We start from the raw sequence: 17,152 nt of genomic DNA, 5'->3' as shown, positions 1-17,152 counted from the left end.
AAGGGGCCACAGATTTGCCTGCCGTGGCCCCCTGTTGATTAGGGCCTTGGCGGGATGTTCACTGCGACTTGCGAGGCGGGACGGTCGGCGCATTCCGTGTGCCAGCGCAACACGTTGGCGTAGTTCTCAAGCCCCAACGCATCGGCGGCCTTGTAGCCTGTGAACAGTGCGCGCACCCATGGCCAGATGGCAATGTCGGCGATGGAGTATTCGTCGCCAGCAACCACAGATCGCCCGTCAAGCCTTTGATCCAAAACAGATAACAACCGCTTGGTTTCAGCTTTGTAGCGATCCAGCGGGCGGGGGTCTTCGATCTTTTTCCCGCCATAGGCATAGAAGAACCCGAATTGACCCAGCATTGGGCCGAAGCCACCCATCTGCCACATTAGCCACTGAAGCACTTCGGCGCGCTTAACGGGGTCCGCCGGTAAAAACTTCCCGGATTTCTCGGCCAGATAGATCAGGATGGCACCGCTTTCCCAAAGGGGCAGGGGATTGCCGTCGGGACCGTTCGGGTCGATGATTGCCGGGATCTTGTTGTTGGGGTTCAGCGACAGGAATTCAGGTGTGAACTGGTCGTCGGTCGAAAAGTTGACCAGATGCGCCTCGTAAGGCAGTCCGGTTTCTTCCAGCATGGCGGACGCCTTGATACCGTTGGGCGTGGGAAGCGAATAAAGCTGGATCACGCTGGGGTCCTTGGCGGGCCAGCGTTTTGTAATGTCGAACTGGTCGAGCATATTTTTCCTTTCGGGGAAATTGGAAAAGGCGTCTGGATGCCCTGTCGGGAAATCGGTTCGGGGGCCGGAAAAGGCGCCCGATCCTAGGTCAAAGCGTCATATGGCGTGCGCGGGCACCCCGTTCAATGGCCGCAGCGTGCAAGCGTTCGATGTTCAGCTCGTAGCGAATCTCTTCGAGGATGCGCAGTTCGGGGCCTTGCAACTCTCCGTCCGCGGCGGCCACGTCACAAGCCAGCGCATAGGCAGTTTCCCATAGTTGCTCGGGAAGGTTTTCGCGCACCAGTCCGAACAGTGCGTCCAGCCCGTCTTCGACGCCGAACAGGTCAAAAACCGTCTGAGACACAGTTTTGATGCGGTCCGGATCATATTTGGCGAAGACAGGCAGGTGGTTTACCAAGCTCTCGATCATCACCAATTCTGCGGATGTAATTTTTTCGTCCGAGGCAGAAACAGCGACCATGACAGCGATCAAGCTGTCCTCAGCGGTCATGGAGTGGGGAAGGCTTTGCACGTTGGATGCTCCTATTCGTTGCGGTGCAGAATATTGACCCGGCGCGCCCATCGCAATAGGGAGAACACCTAGCGACCAAGCAGCGCGTCAAATATCCCGCGCCACAAAAGGAAAACAGCACATGTCCGAGATGCGAGACGCCGCGATGAGTTCGAAAGCCTGGCCCTTTGAAGAGGCGCGCCGGGTTCTCAAACGCTATCAAAAGGGTGCGCCGGAAAAGGGCTTTGTGCTGTTTGAAACGGGTTACGGCCCGTCTGGGCTGCCCCATATAGGTACGTTTGGCGAAGTGGCCCGCACAACGATGATCCAGCGCGCGTTTGAGGTGATTTCTGATATCCCAACCAAGCTGATCTGCTTTTCGGACGATCTGGACGGGATGCGTAAGGTGCCGGGCAATGTGCCCAACGCGGAAGGCCTGCACGAGCATTTGCAAAAACCGCTGACGTCTGTTCCTGATCCGTTTGGCACCCATGACAGCTTTGGCGACCATAACAACGCGATGTTGCGCCGGTTTCTGGACACGTTCGGATTTGAATATGAATTCCACTCGGCGACCGAATTTTACGGGTCGGGCCAATTTGACGAGGTGCTGAAACGCGCGGTCGAGAAATACGACGAGATCATGGATGTGATGCTGGCCAGCCTGCGTGAAGAGCGCCGCCAGACCTATTCGATCTTCTTGCCGCTTCACCCGGAAACGGGGCGGGTGCTTTACGTGCCGATGAAGAAGGTCGACGCGGAAACCCACACGATCACCTTCGACGATGAGGATGGGCGCGAATGGACGCTGCCTGTCACGGGCGGCAATGTGAAATTGCAGTGGAAGCCTGATTTCGGCGCGCGCTGGGCCGCGCTTGAGGTCGACTTTGAGATGTATGGCAAAGACCATTCCACCAACACCCCAATCTATGACAGCATCTGCCGCATCCTTGGCTGGCGCCCCCCCGAGCATTTCAGTTACGAGCTTTTTCTGGATGCCAATGGTCAGAAAATCTCGAAGACGTCGGGCAATGGAATTTCGATTGATGAATGGCTGACCTATGCGTCGACCGAGAGCCTTTCGTATTTCATGTATCTGAAGCCGAAAACCGCCAAGAGGATGCATTTCGACGTGATCCCGAAGGCGATGGACGAATACCACCAACAACTGCGCGCCTATCCCAAGCAGGACCTGAAAGCGCAGTTGAACAACCCTGTGTGGCATATCCACGGGGGTGACGTGCCGGTGTCGAATATGGTGGTGTCGTTCTCAATGCTGCTCAACCTTGCCTCGGTCGCGTCTGCGGATGACAAAGACCAACTGTGGGGCTACATCAAGCGCTATGCGCCGGATGCCTCGGCCGAGACGCATCCTGATCTGGATGCAGCCGCCGGATATGCGGTGAAGTATTTTCAGGATTTCGTGGCCCCGGCACGGACCTTCCGCGCCCCGACCGATCAGGAACGCGCCGCGATGGAAGAACTGGCCGCGGCTTTCCGCGATGGCGACACTGCGCGTGATGTGATCGCGCGCAAAAACGCACAGATGGGCAATGATGACCCGCTGCCTGATGTCGATTTCACCTCAGATGAATTCCTGCAGTCCATTGTTTTTGCGGTGGGTAAGCTGCACGGATTTGACAATCTGCGCGACTGGTTCAAAGCGCTTTATGAAGTGCTTATGGGTGCAAGCCAAGGCCCACGTTTCGGAAGTTTTGCAGCGCTTTACGGCGTGAATGAAACCGCTGACCTGATCGATCAGGGACTGGCGGGAGACTTGATGAAATAGGGTGAACTTCCGACCTGACCGAAACTACGGCGCATCTTCATGGTGCGCCGTTTTTGTTGCGGGCAGCCCCAAGCGCACGGTCCTGTTAACCCGCGTTAAAGCCTTGTTGTTAGCTCTTTCAGTGTTTCTGACCCCTTCGCATTCAGCGCGATGGAGCGTGCGTGTTTGACGCACGGCCATAAGGGGTTGCATGTCTGGACCTGAAAGGGAAATCAATGAACAAGGCGATTACCGATGGGGTGGTCTTCATGCCGCCCGCATTCGAAGATGGGTTGGCGGTCTGGTCGAATGAGGACGGAACGCCGGGGTCACAGACCTATGTCGGTGCGGGCAACGCCGCATTGGTTCCGGCTGATCAGGACTTTGAGGGTTGTCTGGAGCTTTTGAAAAACCAAAACACCCAGAAACTGCGTTATATGGGCCAGACGCCCTATGAGCAGGGGTGTTATCTGCGCGTCTCAGCCAAGGTAAAAGCCATCTCGGGCCCGCTGCCGTCGGTGCGTGTGGCGGCTTGGCCTGCGCAGACCGGCGGTGCCCACGCGGGTGGCAATTTGGAAACGGGGCCGGTCACGGCGCTAACGTCCTATGGTGAAGTGGTTGAGGTGTCCGCCATCATCGGATCTGGTGGTCGCAACGGTGTCGATATGATCTGGGGCGGCGACGTTGCCTATGCCCATGTCGGGCTTGACCTGATCGGGTCAAACGGTGGCGTGGTGCGGATCGATGATCTGGTTGTTGAGGATGTGACCGGTGCGTATCTGCGCGACATGATGGATTGGGTGGATGTGCGCGACTTTGGCGCGGCGGGCGACGGTGTCACTGATGACAAACCCGCTTTTGAGGCGGCAGACGCGGCGGCCAACGGACGCACGGTGCTGGTGCCCGAAGGCATATTTCGCATCGGGTCAAACGTGACATTGCACGCCGACATTCGCTTTGAAGGCACAGTGACGATGGCCGACGATGTCTATCTGTCCTTGACACGCAACTTCGACCTGCCGACCTATATTGACGCTTTTGGTGAAGAGGAGTTGGGCTTTCGCAAAGCCTTTCAGGCGCTACTGCACTACGCGGATCACGAGATTTTGGACATGTGCGGGCGACGCATCGACGTGACGGCACCCATCGATATGCAGGCAGCGTATAACGCAAGCGACACTTTCCTGATCCGACGGGTGATCAAGAACGGCCAGTTCTACGTGATTGGCGGGTCGGCCTGGGACAGCGAAAGCACGACCTCGGCGGCGAAATATAACCCTGCAAACCCCTATAAGCTGACCAATGTCACGAATGTCGCGGCTGTTCAGGCGGGATCGGTCGTGACCGGTGCCGGAGTGGGGCGCGAAATCTATGTCAAATCCGTGAATGTCGGCGCGTCCGAGGTCGAGTTAAGCCAACCGTTGTGGGGGCCAGCGGCCAACCAGACCTATTCCTTCACCCGGCACAAATACGTGCTGGATTTCGGCGGTTTCGCGCAGATCAATCGCATGAACCTGACCCAGGTCGAATTTCAGTGTAATTCCCACGCGTCGGCTGTCTTACTGCCGCGCGACGGCGAAAACTTCGTCTTTCAGGACTGCTTTTTCATCAAGCCCAAGAACCGGGGTATCAGTTCGGTCGGGCGCGGGTGTCAGGATCTTCACCTTGATCGTTGCCAGTTCATCTCAGCCGAACAGAACCAGCCCGCCACCACGCGCCAGTCCGTCGCGTTCAACGTGAATGCCAACGACGCCAAGATCCGCGATAATCGGTTTCAGCGCATGGGCACTTCGATGGTGCTGCATGGGTCGGGCCACATCATTCAGGGCAACCACTTGTTTCAGGGCGACGAGGTGACAGACGGCCCGTGCGTGGCTGGCATGGTGTTTACCTATGAGAACAACAAGACCGTTCTGAACGGAAATTATGTCGATAATTGTTTCATCGAATGGAACAACGAACATGATGCCTATCCGGATCACGGGTCCGAATACTCCTTTGGCGGCATGACAATCACGGGCAATATCTTCACCGCCAATGATGTGGCGTCTTGGTTCACGTGGATCATGATCAAACCCTTTGGTACCGGTCACTATGTCTCGGGGCTGCATGTGACCAACAACACGTTCCGCACGATCGCGGGCGCGATTGACCGGGTGGAAGGTGTCGCAACCACTCATGCCGATCTGGACTATTGGAGCATGAAAGACGTCACGTTTGAAAATAATGCCTTCACGGGTGTCACGCAGACGACGATCTCGCCGGTGACGTTGGAGTTCAACCAAAACACCGCAGCATCGACTTGGACGATGGATGGGTCCGCGTATTTCCCATTCGGTGGCAACGCTCGGACTGTGCCCAGCGTCACGATCGAGGGCGACCTGCGCGATGTGTCCAACAATCTTGTTTGGGACAACCCACATGTGATGGTGAACCAAGGGGCAACGTTCAAGCTGGTTCAGCTTAAGTGGTCGCGGGCGGTTCGCGGAACGGCCCATGTCACGATGCGGGTTGATCGCCCAGTCTGATGCGCCAACAAATAACACTAGAAGGCCTGCGGTTTCGCGGGCCTTTTTCAATGCGGTTAATGCCAAGTTTTGTTGATTCGGATCAAAGCGCCGGGCCGACTTCAGTGCTAACTCTCTTGCAAAATCTAAATAGGAGATATGCGCATGACAGCGAAGCAACCCCTTTCAACGGCGGCCGCCGAAAAATCTGGAAACAGTACGGCCAAGACCGCGGCAAATGCCAAGGCGACAGCGCCCAAAGGGTCCAACATCGGCAAGAGTGAATTCCCGACAGTCACCGAGGATAAAATCCGTCAGACCTTTGAAAATGGGAAATACCCCTATCGGGTTAAACTGGGGCGCAGGGAATACGAAGCCACGAAAGCGCAGTTGCAGGCTGAGCTTTTGAAAGTGCAGCGCTGGGTTGGTGAAACAGGTCAGAAATTTGTCCTCTTGTTCGAAGGTCGCGACGCTGCTGGGAAGGGTGGTACGATCAAACGGTTCATGGAACATCTGAACCCGCGTGAAGCGCGAGTTGTGGCCCTGAACAAGCCCACTGATGAAGAGCGTGGCCAGTGGTTTTACCAACGCTATATTTCGAACCTGCCGACCGCTGGCGAGATGGTGTTTTACGACCGCTCTTGGTACAACCGCGCCGGTGTTGAGCGGGTGATGGGGTTTTGCAACGCGAACGAATATTTGGAATTCATGCGTCAAACGCCAGAATTTGAACGCATGCTGACGCGGTCGGGCATACAGCTTTATAAGTACTGGTTCTCGGTTACGCGAGCTGAGCAGAAACGTCGGTTCGACAGCCGCACGGAAGATCCGCTGAAGCGCTGGAAACTCAGCCCCGTCGATCTGGCGTCGCTGTCCAAGTGGGACGACTATACCCAAGCCAAAGAGGCTATGTTTTTCTATACGCACACCGCGGACGCGCCATGGACGATTATTAAATCCAACGACAAGAAACGCGCGCGTCTTGAATGTATGCGTCATTTCTTGTCAACGCTCGATTATCCGGACAAGGACCATGAATTGGTCGGCAGCCCGGACCCGTTGATCGTTGGGCACGCCAGTCAGGTGATCCACAAGGCCGATCATATCCTAAGCGCCAGTCTGCATCCCGAACAACGACGCGACAGTTGATGTAAACTAACTGAGAAGGCGCAAAAGGGGGCTGGATTGGCCCTCTTTCTTGCGTATTCGCGCCGACTGCCCGCGGGCAGGAAATGCGGCACTTGCCTTCGTGCAGCGGCTCTATAAGCTTGCTGAAAAACAAGAGCAGGTTCGGTATATGACATACACCCGACGTTTCGTCACTTTCGCCATCGCTGGCCTTTATTTGGCCGGTTGCCAATCCGGCGGGGCGACCCAATCTGCAACGCGTCCGGCCGCCAGTTCGGCCATGCGGGCCGCGCCCAATGCGGCGTTTGACCGGTGGGTTGTGGGTGCGAAGGCGCGCGCGACGGCGCGTGGCATCAGCAGCGCGACCGTGACGCGCGCGTTTCGCAATGTGGGATACCTTCCGGGCGTGGTTGAGCGTGACCGCAATCAAACCGAGTTCGTCCGCTCGTTCGAGGATTATATGGCCATCGCCGCCTCGGATGACCGGATCGCCAAGGGGCGCGCGATGTTGCGCAAACACGCAGGCCTTCTGTCCCAGCTACAGGCGAAATACGGTGTCGAGAAAGAGGTCATCGTCGCTGTCTGGGGTTTGGAAAGCCGGTATGGCGAACGGCGCGGGGATGTTCCAGTCATTTCCGCCCTGTCGACGCTGGCCTTTGACGGACGGCGCGGTAAGTTCTTTGAAGGGCAGTTGATGGCTGCGCTGAAAATTCTGGAACGCGGCGATGTGTCAGCGGATCGCATGACCGGAAGTTGGGCAGGGGCGATGGGGCATACGCAGTTCATTCCGACCTCTTATCTGGCCTATGCGGTGGATTTCGGCGGCGATGGGCGACGCGATATCTGGTCGGATGATCCGACCGATGCGCTGGCGTCAACCGCAGCCTACCTCAGCCGGTCTGGCTGGAAGCGCGGGCAGCGTTGGGGGGATGAAATCACCGGGCGCGCGCCGTCTGGGCGCGGTCGGGTGGTGAAGCCGGCGGGAGACAGCGGGCCGGTCTTCGAGGTCTATCACAATTACGGGGTTCTTGGGCGTTACAACAACGCGCAGAAATACATCATCGGCGTGGGCCATCTGTCGGATCGGCTGGTCGGACGTCCGGCACTTCGCGCCTCGTTCGGCCCGGATGAAAACGGGATGACGCTTGCAGATCGAAAAGCGCTGCAACGTGGCCTGACGCGTGCGGGCTATGACGTTGGTGAAGCCGATGGCGTCATAGGCAAAAAGACCTTGCAGGCGATTGAAGCGTTTCAGCGCGCACGTGGCCTGCCTGTTACCGGCAAGCCCTCGCAAGCGCTGCTTACTCAGCTTCAATAGAGACGCCCCGGCGATTGGGGCAGGTCTATTTCCGTGGCTTGCCCCGCCCAATCATCCGGCATAGGTCTGGGTGATGTTACCAATCCTCACCCTTCCTCAGCATATGCGCGCGGTCCTTATTCTGGGCCTGCCGCTGGTGGCCTCGCATCTCGCGCAGTTTGCGGTGCAGATAATTGATACGATCATGCTGGGTTGGTACGGGGTCGAGGAGCTGGCCGCCGTCGTGCTGGCAGGAACGTTCTTTTTCATCTTCCTTATCATGGGCTCCGGCCCCGCTTGGGCCTTGATGCCAATGGTCGCCGCCGCGTCTGAAGAAGGCAACGACACGCGCGTTCGCCGCCTGACGCGCATGGCGCTTTGGATATCCGTCGGCGTGGCGCTTTTGGTGATGCCTTTTTTGTGGTTTTCGGCCCCGATCCTGCGCGCCATTGGGCAGGAAGCCGGGCTAAGCGAGATTGCACAAGACTATTTGCGGATCGCGGGTTGGGGGCTGATCCCCGCGCTGATCGTGATGACGCTGAAAAGCTATCTGGCCGCGTTGGAACGCACGCGGGTGGTGCTGTGGGCCACTTTGCTGGCGGCGGCGATGAACGGGGTCATCAACTACGCGCTTATCTTTGGCAACTGGGGCGCGCCGGAACTTGGAGTGCGCGGCGCGGCCATTGCGTCGGTGATAATTCAAATCGCGGCCGGTCTGGTGATGGCAATTTATGCCGCGCGTCTAAACCCCGAGCAGGGCCTGTTCAACCGCATCTGGCGACCGGATTGGGAGGCTTTGGGCGAGCTTCTGCGCCTTGGCGTGCCCATCGGTTTGACGGGTCTGGCCGAGGTCGGATTATTTGCCGCCTCAACCCTGATTGTCGGCTGGATCGGCACGTTGGAACTGGCCGCCCACGGCATCGCTTTGCAAATCGTGTCGGCGTTTTTCATGGTCCATTTGGGCCTGTCCAATGCGGCCACCGTCCGGGCAGGGCGCGCGTTGGGGCGTCGCGACGAAGATGGCCTGCGGCGCGGGTCGCTGGCCGTCCTGTTCATGTCCGGGCTGGTGGGCGCTGCGTCGGTGGCTGTGTTCATCGGGCTGCCTGATCCGATGATCAAGGCGTTCCTTGACCCGACCGAACCGCTGCGAGATGAAATCCTCAGAATTGGCCGCGCGCTTTTGATCGTCGCAGCCCTGTTCCAATTTGCCGATGGTGTTCAAGCCGTCACCTTGGGCCTTCTGCGCGGCGTGCAAGACACCAAAGTGCCGATGATCATTGCCACGTTTAGCTATTGGATCGTCGGGGTGCCGCTGTCTTATGTGATGGGCATCACCTGGGGCTGGGGGGCCGAAGGTGTCTGGATGGGGCTGGTGGTCGGGCTGCTGTCCGCAGGTGTCTTCATGTCGTGGCGGTTCTGGAAACGTTCATCCCGGATCGGTGCCGCGCCGGTCGCCTGACGCTGACACCCCGTCAAGCTTTTCGCAGACGTTCCGCTTTCTTGCGCACCAGCACCGATCTTAGGTCATGCATCGCCAGCAGCAGAGTATCGGTCACTTCTTCCAACGCCTCTGGCGTGGCGCGGGTCTGGGCCCAGTGCGCGGTCAGGTTCAGGTGGTCCACACTGCGCAGAATGTCGTCAATGTCGCGCGCTTCAAGAGTATCTTTGCGTGCGGCCATCCAATCTGCAATCGCGGCCTGATCCGCATCTGTCAGATCGTGGTCGCCCTGCGGCTTGACCTCGCCATTCCTGATGTTGATCGCGGCGATCTGGTCCAGCTCCAGCGGGCGCTGGCGGTTTTCGGTGTTTACACGAAAGACAAATGCGCCGTTTTCGCGGACACGGAAGTAATAGGCGGGCAGATCAACACTCATCATAGGTCCTTTGTATTCGTCCTGCCAAAGCTTAACGAAGGTCGGCGCAGAAATCCTGAATGCGCGTGCAGGCTTCTTTCAGAGCTTCGTCCGAGGTTGCATAGCTGACCCGGAAATTAGGCGACAACCCGAAGGCCGCGCCGAACACAACGGCCACGCCTTTTTCTTCCAGCAGCGCCTTGGCGAACACCTCGTCATTGTCGATCTTCACGCCGCCAGCCGAGGTCTTGCCTATACACCCTTTGATCGAGGGATAGACATAGAACGCCCCATCAGGCACCGGGCATTCCAACCCGTCGGCGGCGTTCAGCATCTTGACCACCAGATCGCGACGGCGCACGAAGGCCGTGTTGTTTTCGGCGATAAAATCTTGCGGGCCGTTCAATGCTTCGACCGCCGCCCATTGGCTGATCGAACAGGGGTTCGAGGTCGATTGCGACTGGATCTTGCGCATGGCTGAAATTAGCTCGACCGGACCACCGGCATAGCCGATCCGCCAGCCGGTCATCGCATAAGCTTTGGACACGCCGTTGCAGGTTAGCGTGCGATCATACAGGCCCGGCTCAACCTCGGCAGGCGTGCAGAACTCAAACCCGTCATAGGCAAGATGCTCATACATATCGTCGGTCATCACCCAGACATGGGGGTGACGGATCAACACATCGGTCAGCGCTTTCAACTGATCGCGCGTGTATCCCGCCCCGGTCGGGTTCGAGGGCGAGTTGAAGATGAGCCACTTGGTTTTCGGTGTAATTGCAGCCTCCAACTGGTCCGGCGTCATGCGAAAGCCTGTTTCGATCGGGCATTCGACCACCACCGGCTCGCCTCCCGCCAGCAGCACCATATCCGGATAGCTGACCCAGTAAGGCGCGGGGATGATCACCTCGTCGCCGGGGTTCAGCGTCGCCATCAGCGCGTTGTAAAGGATCTGTTTGCCACCGGTGCCGACCGAGATTTGGCTGGGCGCATAATCCAACCCATTTTCACGCTTGAACTTGTCGCAAATCGCCCGCTTTAGCTCGGGCATCCCGTCGGGCGCTGTATATTTTGTCTTTCCCGCATCAATGGCGGCCTTGCCAGCGGCCTTGATGTGTTCGGGTGTGTCGAAATCAGGCTCGCCTGCGCCAAGGCCGATCACATCGCGCCCGGCGGCCTTTAGTTCGGCGGCAAGGGTGGACACAGCGATCGTAGGTGATGGTTTTACGCGATCAAGTGTCGCAGATAGAAAAGTCATGGCGCCCCCGGTTTGTATGTTGGCCTTAGTTCTTCTAGGGTCAGCCGCGACTCCGATCAAGCTTGAACCCACTGCGGACCAACGCGATTGATACGATAGGAAATGCAAATGGACGACTTAATGCAGGATGATGACTGGTTCTCGGAAGAGGCCGCAACATTTGGCGACCGCCTAGCCGGTGCGCGTGAGGCCGTGGGCTTGACGCAAGTGGACCTTGCCCGGCGAATTGGCGTCAAGATCAAGACCTTACGCGGTTGGGAAGAAGACCTGAACGAGCCGCGCGCCAACAAATTGCAGATGCTGTCGGGTATTTTGAACGTCTCGTTGCGGTGGCTTTTGACCGGCGAAGGCGCAGGCGTCAGCGAACCTGCCACCAGCGCCGACGAACTGCCCGAGGTGCGCGACTTGCTGCTGGAAATCCGCGATATCAAATCGCAGATGACCCGGTCCGCAGATCAGCTTGGTCGGCTTGAAAAACGCATGCGCAAACGGCTAGAGGGCAGCGTCGCGTGACCGGTATCCCATTGGATCAGCTAAAGGAAACACCCGGCGCGCGTCCGGGCGAAAGTCGCGATACGCGCGTGAAACGACTGGCCATGCGTTCAATGCGGCGCGGCATCAAAGAGATGGACATTATCCTGCACCGCTATGCGACCGAGCGGTTGGGCCAGATGAGTGACGCCGAACTCGATCTGTACGAAGCGCTGCTGAGCGAAAATGACCAAGACCTTTATCAATGGGTGTCCGGTCAACAATCGTCGCCGCCGCAATTCTCTGATCTGATTGCGCATATTGCCGGACATTCCGCCACCCGCTGACTTGCCCCGTTTTGATGAAAATTTTCCGTAAGTGCTCACCGCATTTAACTGAATGTTCTCTTTTCCCCCCGAATAGTCACCCCAGTAACTAGGTCGGAGAGACGGATGAGCATGCATTCCCCCATTGGGCAGACAAGCAACCAGACATTTGTGTATCAGTATCTTGAAGCGCTGGCGTTGGTCGAACGGCTGCATCGTCTGCTGCTTGATGTGATCAAGGATGAATTTGAACGGGTCGGCGTGTTGGAAGTAAACGCTGTTCAGGCGCTTTTGCTGTTCAATATTGGCGACAACGAAGTGACGGCGGGTGAATTGAAGACGCGCGGATATTATCAGGGCTCGAATGTGTCCTATAACCTCAAAAAACTGGTGGAAATGGGATACATGCACCACCAGCGGTGCGAAATTGACCGCCGCAGCGTCCGCGTGCGTCTGACCGAAAAGGGGCGCGGCATCCGCGATACTGTCGCGGGGCTGTTTGAACGTCACGCGGACGGGCTGCAATCGCGCGATGTGCTTAGCTCTTCCGGGATTGAAGATATCAATGGGGCGCTGAAACGTGTGGAACGCTATTGGACCGATCAGATCCGCTATATCTATTAGCGTCGTGGCGGCTGGCGGGCGTCAGTCCTGACCCGCATCGGATACGACCACGCCCATAAGCTCGCGCAATAGCTTGCGGGCCATGGCGTCTTCATAATTTGTGAAATCATCTGCGCGTTCGACAAAGCTTCCGATGCCGTGAATCACAAGTTCTTCGTAATACGCGACAAGGTCGGTGTCTGCGTCGCCCGCGCCGATCACCAACCCGTTGATCGTGATGCCGTTGAAGCCGGAAAGATAGCGCACATCCTGCGGGCGAGGGCCGGAATTTGCGGGTCCGTCACCCGATATATCCAGTGTCCGCGTCCAGCAATCGCGTTGTGAAAGCAGGCGTTGGCCAAAAAGCATCGCAGCGCCCAGCCCCGTGGACGGGTCAGCCTTGATCCGCCCCGTTGTGCGCAGCCGGTCGGTGATCGCGGCGACCACAGCGCGGTCCGTGACCTTGACCCAGTCTTGCAACAGACGCTGGTGGCTGGGGCCGCTCCATTCGTAAATGGCAATCTCGATCGGGCGGTCGGGCAGGGCGAGCAGGGCGCGCAACACCTCCGTCTGCTCCAATGCCGCCGCCAGACCATCCAGTTGCAGCCGATATTCGCCTTCGTCCACCGACCCCGAGACATCCAGCCCCAACGCAAGCGCTTGGCGGCACGCGCGGTCTGTCTGTGCAAAAGCGTTGCCCGCCCAAAGCCCGGCGACCAATCCCAATGCCAAACAACCCGCGCGGCGCAGTTGCATCACCAGTGACCGGTGTTTTCCATCGCCACCCAAGGCTCGGCCGGGGCCAGACGTTCACCCGCTTGCAGCAACTCGACCGAGATATTGTCGGGCGAACGCACAAATGCCATATGCCCATCACGCGGCGGACGGTTGATCGTGACGCCATTGTCCATCAGGTGCTGGCACATGTCGTAAATATTCTCGACCTCATAGGCCAGATGCCCGAAATGGCGGCTGTCTGACGGCAGGCCGTCATCCCCGTCCCAGTTATACGTCAGCTCCACCGGGCATTCCGGCTGACCGGGCGGGGCCATGAAAATCAGTGAAAACCGCCCTTGTTCACTGTCCATCTGGCGGGTTTTCTCAAGCCCCAGCAGTTCAAAAAACCGAATGCTATCCTCAAGGTTCTTCACGCGAACCATCGTGTGCAGGTAACGAACTTTCATCGGCACTCTCCCGTTTTTATGGCGGATTTGCCGACAGCCTATCAGGTCAAGCGTCCAAGAAAAGAACAAACGCCGCATCTACGCCATCTAGGTGTTTTGCCAACGGCTCCGACTATATATAGTGGCCGGGCAATCATGAGACGAGAGATTCGACATGCCCCTGAGCCCCGAGCAGATCCGCGAAATCGAAGAGCAACGCAGCACGCCGCAACCCACCCTGCGGGCGGTCAGCCCCGGCATGGAAAAGCACCTCTATACCGCGCATGAAGTGCTGGACCACGGCTTTGTCCGCGTCATCGACTATATGGGCGACGACGCCGCGATTTGTCAGGCCGCGCGGGTCAGCTACGGCAAGGGCACCAAAAGCGTGCAGAATGACGCGGGCCTGATCCGCTACCTGATGCGCCACTGGCATTCGACCCCGTTTGAGATGTGCGAGATCAAGCTGCACGTCAAACTGCCCGTCTTCGTGGCCCGCCAGTGGATCCGCCACCGGACCGCGAATGTGAACGAATATTCGGCGCGCTATTCGATCTTGGACCGCGAGTTCTATATCCCCGCGCCCGAACACGTCGCCGCACAGTCGGTGGTGAACAATCAGGGCCGCGGCGCCGCGCTGGAAGGCGAGGAAGCCGCGCGCGTGCTGGAAATTCTGAAAACCGACAGCAACCGCGCCTATGATCACTATGAACAGATGATCTCGGATGATGGCCAACAGGGGCTGGCGCGGGAACTCGCGCGGATGAATCTGCCCGCCAACATCTATACCCAATGGTATTGGAAGGTGGACCTGCACAACCTGTTCCACTTCCTGCGCCTGCGCGCCGACCACCACGCCCAATACGAAATCCGCGTCTATGCCGATGCGATCTGCAACATCGTCGCCGACTGGGTCCCCGCCGCATACGGCGCGTTCGAGGATTACCGTCTGGGCGGCGCCAACCTGTCAGGCCGCGCCATGGACTGCGTGCGCCGCATGCTGAAAGGCGAAGAGGTTACACAGGAGAACTCCGGCATGTCGAAGGGGGAGTGGCGCGAGTTTGAGGCGGAGTTGAAGGGATGAGTCTGGAGGTTTTTTGGGATGATTTAGATGAATTGCTTCAAGTTGTTCAAGTTAAACGACAAGATGGGTACGGTTCACGCGAATTCGTAGAGGAAAGTCAGCGATTAACCGAGCTTCTCGTTGATTTGGCAGACTATAGTGAGACAATTCCAGCTAACCAACTAGCAATAAAGATACGTGAACTGAATGACGATTCAGACAGATATCACGGGTTTAACAATGGCGACCGCGCACAGCTCCAGACCAAGATTCTTAGAGTGCAAAGAGTGCTTAAGACTTTCGGATCTAAGCATCTAAACAAAAACAGTCCTAATGATGCTTTGACAGTGGCGGACGGCACAGACGCTAGAAACTCCACTTCATCTCATTTTCTCGAAGATCCAAACCGAAAGCCAGCCTCGAATAGGGTTTTTGTGGTGCATGGTCATGATGATGCAATCCTTCATCAAGTGACGCGATTGTTGGAAAGGCTCCAACTCAAACCAATTGTTCTTAGGGAACAACCTAACAAAGGTAGGACTATCATCGAAAAGTTTGAATCGAATGCAGATGTCGACTTCGCCGTAGTTCTAATGACGGCAGATGATATGGGTGCTTCTCTCGATTCTGCTTCAGAAGGAGATTACTGCCCCAGAGCTCGCCAGAATGTTGTTCTTGAGCTTGGGTATTTCTTTGCCCGTCTCAAAAGGCAGGGTACCTGTGTCTTAAAGTCTCAGGGTGTCGAAACACCTTCTGACATTTTTGGGGTCGTTTACACTGAAATTGACTCGGCAGGAGCTTGGCAGACTATACTTGGAAAGGAGTTGAAAGCCGCAGGATTTGATATTGACCTAAACAAACTGTGACTAGACACCCCAGCCAGTTCTTAGATCGGTCCTACCACAATTCGGACAGCGGACTGGGTAGCTTGGACGGTTTTGTTGCTCGTATTTTTGTTTTTCGGAGCGCTCTAGAATCTCTACTTCAAACTCTTTCCCACAGTTGTTGCAGTGGTATTGTGCCAAAATGGTCATTGTAATCTCATGTATTGGTTGCTTTGTTAGATTGGCGCTGTTCCAAAAGAAATGCAACTATTGGATGAATTAGCCCGTGCCGCGCACGGGCAGCGCCCGACCCTCCCCACGGGAGGGCGCTTCGCACCATCCCAGGGTCAGGCGCAGCCCTTCGCAAACGAAGCGCGTCCCAACCACTCCCCCAAAGAAAAACCCCGCCGAGTTTTCACTCCGCGGGGCCTCTCATTTCCTCAGGTCCAACCGATCAATCGGCCAGTTCAAGGTCCACGGCGGAGGAGCGGCCGTCGCGACCCTCTTCCAAGCCAAAGCGGACCTTTTGGTTGTCGGCAAGGCCTGTCAGCCCCGACCGCTCAACCGCTGAGATGTGCACAAACACATCATTGCCGCCGCCTTCAGGGGCGATGAAGCCAAAGCCTTTTGTGGTGTTGAACCATTTTACGGTGCCGGTTTGTTTGTCGGCCATTTCCGTCTCTCCTTAATATGAGCGCCCGCAGTGTGCGGGGCCTTCGTCGTGCAGTCAGGTATCGTCCGACTGCATAAAAGGAGGCGGTAGATAGGTCTGTCTAACAGTATAAGATTTGGGCGTTATATGAGGAAATGCAAGGTTTTCCTTTGCGGCGCGTGGATATTGGCATCATTTTGCGTGCTTCCCTATCCCGTCTGTTCGGGCCATAACGGGCTTCGGGTCGCATCTGATGGGCCGCTTATTTCTGGGGGATGACATGCGCGTTTGGGGGCTGAAAAACTGTGACACATGCCGCAAGGCAGTGAAGGCGTTAGAGGCGGCGGGCTTTGACGTCGATTACGTCGATGTGCGCGCTGACGGGGTGGACCCGGCCGATCTGGCGCGCTTCCACGTGGCGTTTGACGAGGCGTTGGTCAACAAACGCTCCACCACATGGCGCGGGTTGTCGGACGGCGACCGGGCGGGCGATCCGGTCGCATTATTGGCCCAACACCCGACCCTGATGAAACGCCCGGTGATTGAGGACGGGGCCAAGTTGACGTTGGGTTGGGACGCAAAAACGCGTGACATGTGGTTGGAGCGCGCGCCTTAAGCGCCTATCTGTTCGGAAAGTAGGAGGTATCTGCATGCGCAACGCTGCATTGGTTTTGGGGATCATCGCCGGGATTTGGGGCATGATCGTTGGGTTTTTCGGCTATGGCTATACCGAAGTGATCGCGCGGATGGGTGAATTGCCTGATCTTGCCGAACAGGTGGAAAATCCGGGCCGCATCCGCGCCTTTGCCCTGATCGCGCCGGTTCTGGCGCTGGCGGGTGGTGCGATGGCGCGCTCTGCCGCGCAGGTAGGGGGCATTTTACTGCTTCTGTCCGCCGCGGGCATGTATTTCGCTTTTGGCTATGGCGTGTTCACCATGTTCCCAATCGCGCTGGCAGGTCTGGGCGGGCTGCTCGCTCTGGTCGCTGTGAAGCCCGACCCGCACTAGGGTCCGCG

The 17,152-nt window shown here is 57.4% G+C and carries 19 protein-coding genes; 12 read left to right on the top strand and 7 right to left on the bottom strand.

Features of this window, described 5'->3' with window-relative positions; all coding sequences use genetic code 11:
• Positions 1-38: 38 nt before the first annotated feature.
• Together MUY35_RS02630 and MUY35_RS02625 are read right to left on the bottom strand one after the other, a co-directional pair.
• Complete coding sequence (locus MUY35_RS02630; RefSeq protein ID WP_248363724.1) at positions 39-737, bottom strand: glutathione S-transferase N-terminal domain-containing protein; 699 nt, start codon at positions 735-737, stop codon at positions 39-41.
• 88 nt (positions 738-825) lie between these two features.
• Complete coding sequence (locus MUY35_RS02625; RefSeq protein WP_248363848.1) at positions 826-1,227, bottom strand: tellurite resistance TerB family protein; 402 nt, start codon at positions 1,225-1,227, stop codon at positions 826-828.
• Positions 1,228-1,369: 142 nt separating this feature from the next.
• Here MUY35_RS02625 and MUY35_RS02620 point away from each other — a divergent pair, with 142 nt between their 5' ends.
• From MUY35_RS02620 to MUY35_RS02600, 5 genes are all read left to right on the top strand, one after another.
• Positions 1,370-3,016, top strand: coding sequence for a lysine--tRNA ligase (locus tag MUY35_RS02620; RefSeq protein WP_248363722.1), 1,647 nt, complete (start codon positions 1,370-1,372; stop codon positions 3,014-3,016).
• 215 nt (positions 3,017-3,231) lie between these two features.
• A complete protein-coding gene (locus tag MUY35_RS02615) occupies positions 3,232-5,523 on the top strand; it encodes a glycoside hydrolase family 55 protein (protein WP_248363720.1) in 2,292 nt (763 codons plus the stop codon).
• Positions 5,524-5,667: 144 nt separating this feature from the next.
• Positions 5,668-6,651: a polyphosphate kinase 2 gene (gene ppk2, locus MUY35_RS02610; RefSeq protein WP_248363718.1), complete on the top strand. Its 984-nt coding sequence runs from the start codon at positions 5,668-5,670 to the stop codon at positions 6,649-6,651.
• 148 nt (positions 6,652-6,799) lie between these two features.
• Positions 6,800-7,948: a lytic murein transglycosylase gene (locus tag MUY35_RS02605; protein WP_248363716.1), complete on the top strand. Its 1,149-nt coding sequence runs from the start codon at positions 6,800-6,802 to the stop codon at positions 7,946-7,948.
• A gap of 73 nt (positions 7,949-8,021) precedes the next feature.
• Positions 8,022-9,386, top strand: a complete 1,365-nt coding sequence (locus MUY35_RS02600; protein ID WP_248363712.1) for an MATE family efflux transporter — start codon at positions 8,022-8,024, stop codon at positions 9,384-9,386.
• Between the two features lie 13 nt (positions 9,387-9,399).
• On the opposite strand, the gene MUY35_RS02595 is transcribed toward MUY35_RS02600, so the two are convergent.
• Together MUY35_RS02595 and MUY35_RS02590 are read right to left on the bottom strand one after the other, a co-directional pair.
• Positions 9,400-9,801 carry a hypothetical protein gene (locus MUY35_RS02595; protein ID WP_248363709.1) on the bottom strand — a complete coding sequence of 134 codons (402 nt, stop codon included), beginning with the start codon at positions 9,799-9,801 and terminating at the stop codon, positions 9,400-9,402.
• Positions 9,802-9,832: 31 nt separating this feature from the next.
• On the bottom strand, positions 9,833-11,035 hold the full coding sequence (locus tag MUY35_RS02590) for a pyridoxal phosphate-dependent aminotransferase (RefSeq protein ID WP_248363707.1): 1,203 nt from the start codon (positions 11,033-11,035) through the stop codon (positions 9,833-9,835).
• A 108-nt stretch (positions 11,036-11,143) separates the two neighbouring features.
• Here MUY35_RS02590 and MUY35_RS02585 point away from each other — a divergent pair, with 108 nt between their 5' ends.
• The 3 genes from MUY35_RS02585 (at position 11,144) to MUY35_RS02575 (ending at position 12,456) form a co-directional block, all read left to right on the top strand.
• A complete protein-coding gene (locus tag MUY35_RS02585; RefSeq protein WP_248363705.1) occupies positions 11,144-11,548 on the top strand; it encodes a helix-turn-helix domain-containing protein in 405 nt (134 codons plus the stop codon).
• 83 nt (positions 11,549-11,631) lie between these two features.
• Positions 11,632-11,853 (top strand): succinate dehydrogenase assembly factor 2, encoded by a 222-nt coding sequence (locus MUY35_RS02580; RefSeq protein ID WP_248363846.1) that lies wholly within the window; start codon positions 11,632-11,634, stop codon positions 11,851-11,853.
• 105 nt (positions 11,854-11,958) lie between these two features.
• A complete protein-coding gene (locus MUY35_RS02575; RefSeq protein WP_248363704.1) occupies positions 11,959-12,456 on the top strand; it encodes a MarR family transcriptional regulator in 498 nt (165 codons plus the stop codon).
• 21 nt (positions 12,457-12,477) lie between these two features.
• Here the strand turns inward: MUY35_RS02575 and MUY35_RS02570 are convergent, their stop codons facing one another.
• Positions 12,478-13,191 (bottom strand): DUF1194 domain-containing protein, encoded by a 714-nt coding sequence (locus MUY35_RS02570; protein WP_248363702.1) that lies wholly within the window; start codon positions 13,189-13,191, stop codon positions 12,478-12,480.
• On the bottom strand, positions 13,191-13,619 hold the full coding sequence (locus MUY35_RS02565) for a VOC family protein (protein WP_248363700.1): 429 nt from the start codon (positions 13,617-13,619) through the stop codon (positions 13,191-13,193). The genes MUY35_RS02570 and MUY35_RS02565 overlap by 1 nt, the downstream gene beginning before the upstream one ends.
• Positions 13,620-13,773: 154 nt before the next feature.
• Here MUY35_RS02565 and thyX point away from each other — a divergent pair, with 154 nt between their 5' ends.
• Positions 13,774-14,682, top strand: coding sequence for an FAD-dependent thymidylate synthase (gene thyX / locus MUY35_RS02560; RefSeq protein ID WP_248363698.1), 909 nt, complete (start codon positions 13,774-13,776; stop codon positions 14,680-14,682).
• Positions 14,679-15,527 (top strand): nucleotide-binding protein, encoded by an 849-nt coding sequence (locus MUY35_RS02555; protein WP_248363695.1) that lies wholly within the window; start codon positions 14,679-14,681, stop codon positions 15,525-15,527. The genes thyX and MUY35_RS02555 overlap by 4 nt, the downstream gene beginning before the upstream one ends.
• Positions 15,528-15,939: 412 nt before the next feature.
• On the opposite strand, the gene MUY35_RS02550 is transcribed toward MUY35_RS02555, so the two are convergent.
• Positions 15,940-16,158, bottom strand: a complete 219-nt coding sequence (locus tag MUY35_RS02550; protein ID WP_242113536.1) for a cold-shock protein — start codon at positions 16,156-16,158, stop codon at positions 15,940-15,942.
• Positions 16,159-16,417: 259 nt separating this feature from the next.
• Between MUY35_RS02550 and MUY35_RS02545 the strand changes: the two genes are divergently transcribed.
• Both MUY35_RS02545 and MUY35_RS02540 read left to right on the top strand, forming a co-directional pair.
• A complete protein-coding gene (locus MUY35_RS02545) occupies positions 16,418-16,753 on the top strand; it encodes an ArsC/Spx/MgsR family protein (RefSeq protein WP_248363844.1) in 336 nt (111 codons plus the stop codon).
• Between the two features lie 34 nt (positions 16,754-16,787).
• Positions 16,788-17,144 carry a hypothetical protein gene (locus MUY35_RS02540; protein WP_248363693.1) on the top strand — a complete coding sequence of 119 codons (357 nt, stop codon included), beginning with the start codon at positions 16,788-16,790 and terminating at the stop codon, positions 17,142-17,144.
• Positions 17,145-17,152 lie beyond the last annotated feature (8 nt).

Source organism: Aliiroseovarius sp. S1339 (genome assembly GCF_023195695.1).
Lineage (GTDB): Bacteria > Pseudomonadota > Alphaproteobacteria > Rhodobacterales > Rhodobacteraceae > Aliiroseovarius.
The sequence above is the reverse complement of the archived record's forward strand: the minus strand, read 5'-3'. Positions and strand labels throughout refer to the sequence as shown.

Excerpts from the sequence above, each read along its gene's own strand:
- MUY35_RS02615 (WP_248363720.1), top strand. The coding sequence starts at position 3,232 with ATGAACAAGGCGATTACCGATGGGGTGGTCTTCATGCCGCCCGCATTC.
- ppk2 (WP_248363718.1), top strand. The coding sequence starts at position 5,668 with ATGACAGCGAAGCAACCCCTTTCAACGGCGGCCGCCGAAAAATCTGGA.
- MUY35_RS02540 (WP_248363693.1), top strand. The coding sequence starts at position 16,788 with ATGCGCAACGCTGCATTGGTTTTGGGGATCATCGCCGGGATTTGGGGC.
- MUY35_RS02585 (WP_248363705.1), top strand. The coding sequence starts at position 11,144 with ATGGACGACTTAATGCAGGATGATGACTGGTTCTCGGAAGAGGCCGCA.
- MUY35_RS02570 (WP_248363702.1), bottom strand. The coding sequence starts at position 13,191 with ATGCAACTGCGCCGCGCGGGTTGTTTGGCATTGGGATTGGTCGCCGGG.
- MUY35_RS02545 (WP_248363844.1), top strand. The coding sequence starts at position 16,418 with ATGCGCGTTTGGGGGCTGAAAAACTGTGACACATGCCGCAAGGCAGTG.
- MUY35_RS02555 (WP_248363695.1), top strand. The coding sequence starts at position 14,679 with ATGAGTCTGGAGGTTTTTTGGGATGATTTAGATGAATTGCTTCAAGTT.
- MUY35_RS02590 (WP_248363707.1), bottom strand. The coding sequence starts at position 11,035 with ATGACTTTTCTATCTGCGACACTTGATCGCGTAAAACCATCACCTACG.
- MUY35_RS02565 (WP_248363700.1), bottom strand. The coding sequence starts at position 13,619 with ATGAAAGTTCGTTACCTGCACACGATGGTTCGCGTGAAGAACCTTGAG.
- MUY35_RS02630 (WP_248363724.1), bottom strand. The coding sequence starts at position 737 with ATGCTCGACCAGTTCGACATTACAAAACGCTGGCCCGCCAAGGACCCC.
- MUY35_RS02575 (WP_248363704.1), top strand. The coding sequence starts at position 11,959 with ATGAGCATGCATTCCCCCATTGGGCAGACAAGCAACCAGACATTTGTG.
- MUY35_RS02625 (WP_248363848.1), bottom strand. The coding sequence starts at position 1,227 with ATGACCGCTGAGGACAGCTTGATCGCTGTCATGGTCGCTGTTTCTGCC.
- MUY35_RS02605 (WP_248363716.1), top strand. The coding sequence starts at position 6,800 with ATGACATACACCCGACGTTTCGTCACTTTCGCCATCGCTGGCCTTTAT.
- MUY35_RS02620 (WP_248363722.1), top strand. The coding sequence starts at position 1,370 with ATGTCCGAGATGCGAGACGCCGCGATGAGTTCGAAAGCCTGGCCCTTT.
- MUY35_RS02595 (WP_248363709.1), bottom strand. The coding sequence starts at position 9,801 with ATGAGTGTTGATCTGCCCGCCTATTACTTCCGTGTCCGCGAAAACGGC.
- thyX (WP_248363698.1), top strand. The coding sequence starts at position 13,774 with ATGCCCCTGAGCCCCGAGCAGATCCGCGAAATCGAAGAGCAACGCAGC.
- MUY35_RS02600 (WP_248363712.1), top strand. The coding sequence starts at position 8,022 with ATGTTACCAATCCTCACCCTTCCTCAGCATATGCGCGCGGTCCTTATT.
- MUY35_RS02580 (WP_248363846.1), top strand. The coding sequence starts at position 11,632 with ATGCGTTCAATGCGGCGCGGCATCAAAGAGATGGACATTATCCTGCAC.
- MUY35_RS02550 (WP_242113536.1), bottom strand. The coding sequence starts at position 16,158 with ATGGCCGACAAACAAACCGGCACCGTAAAATGGTTCAACACCACAAAA.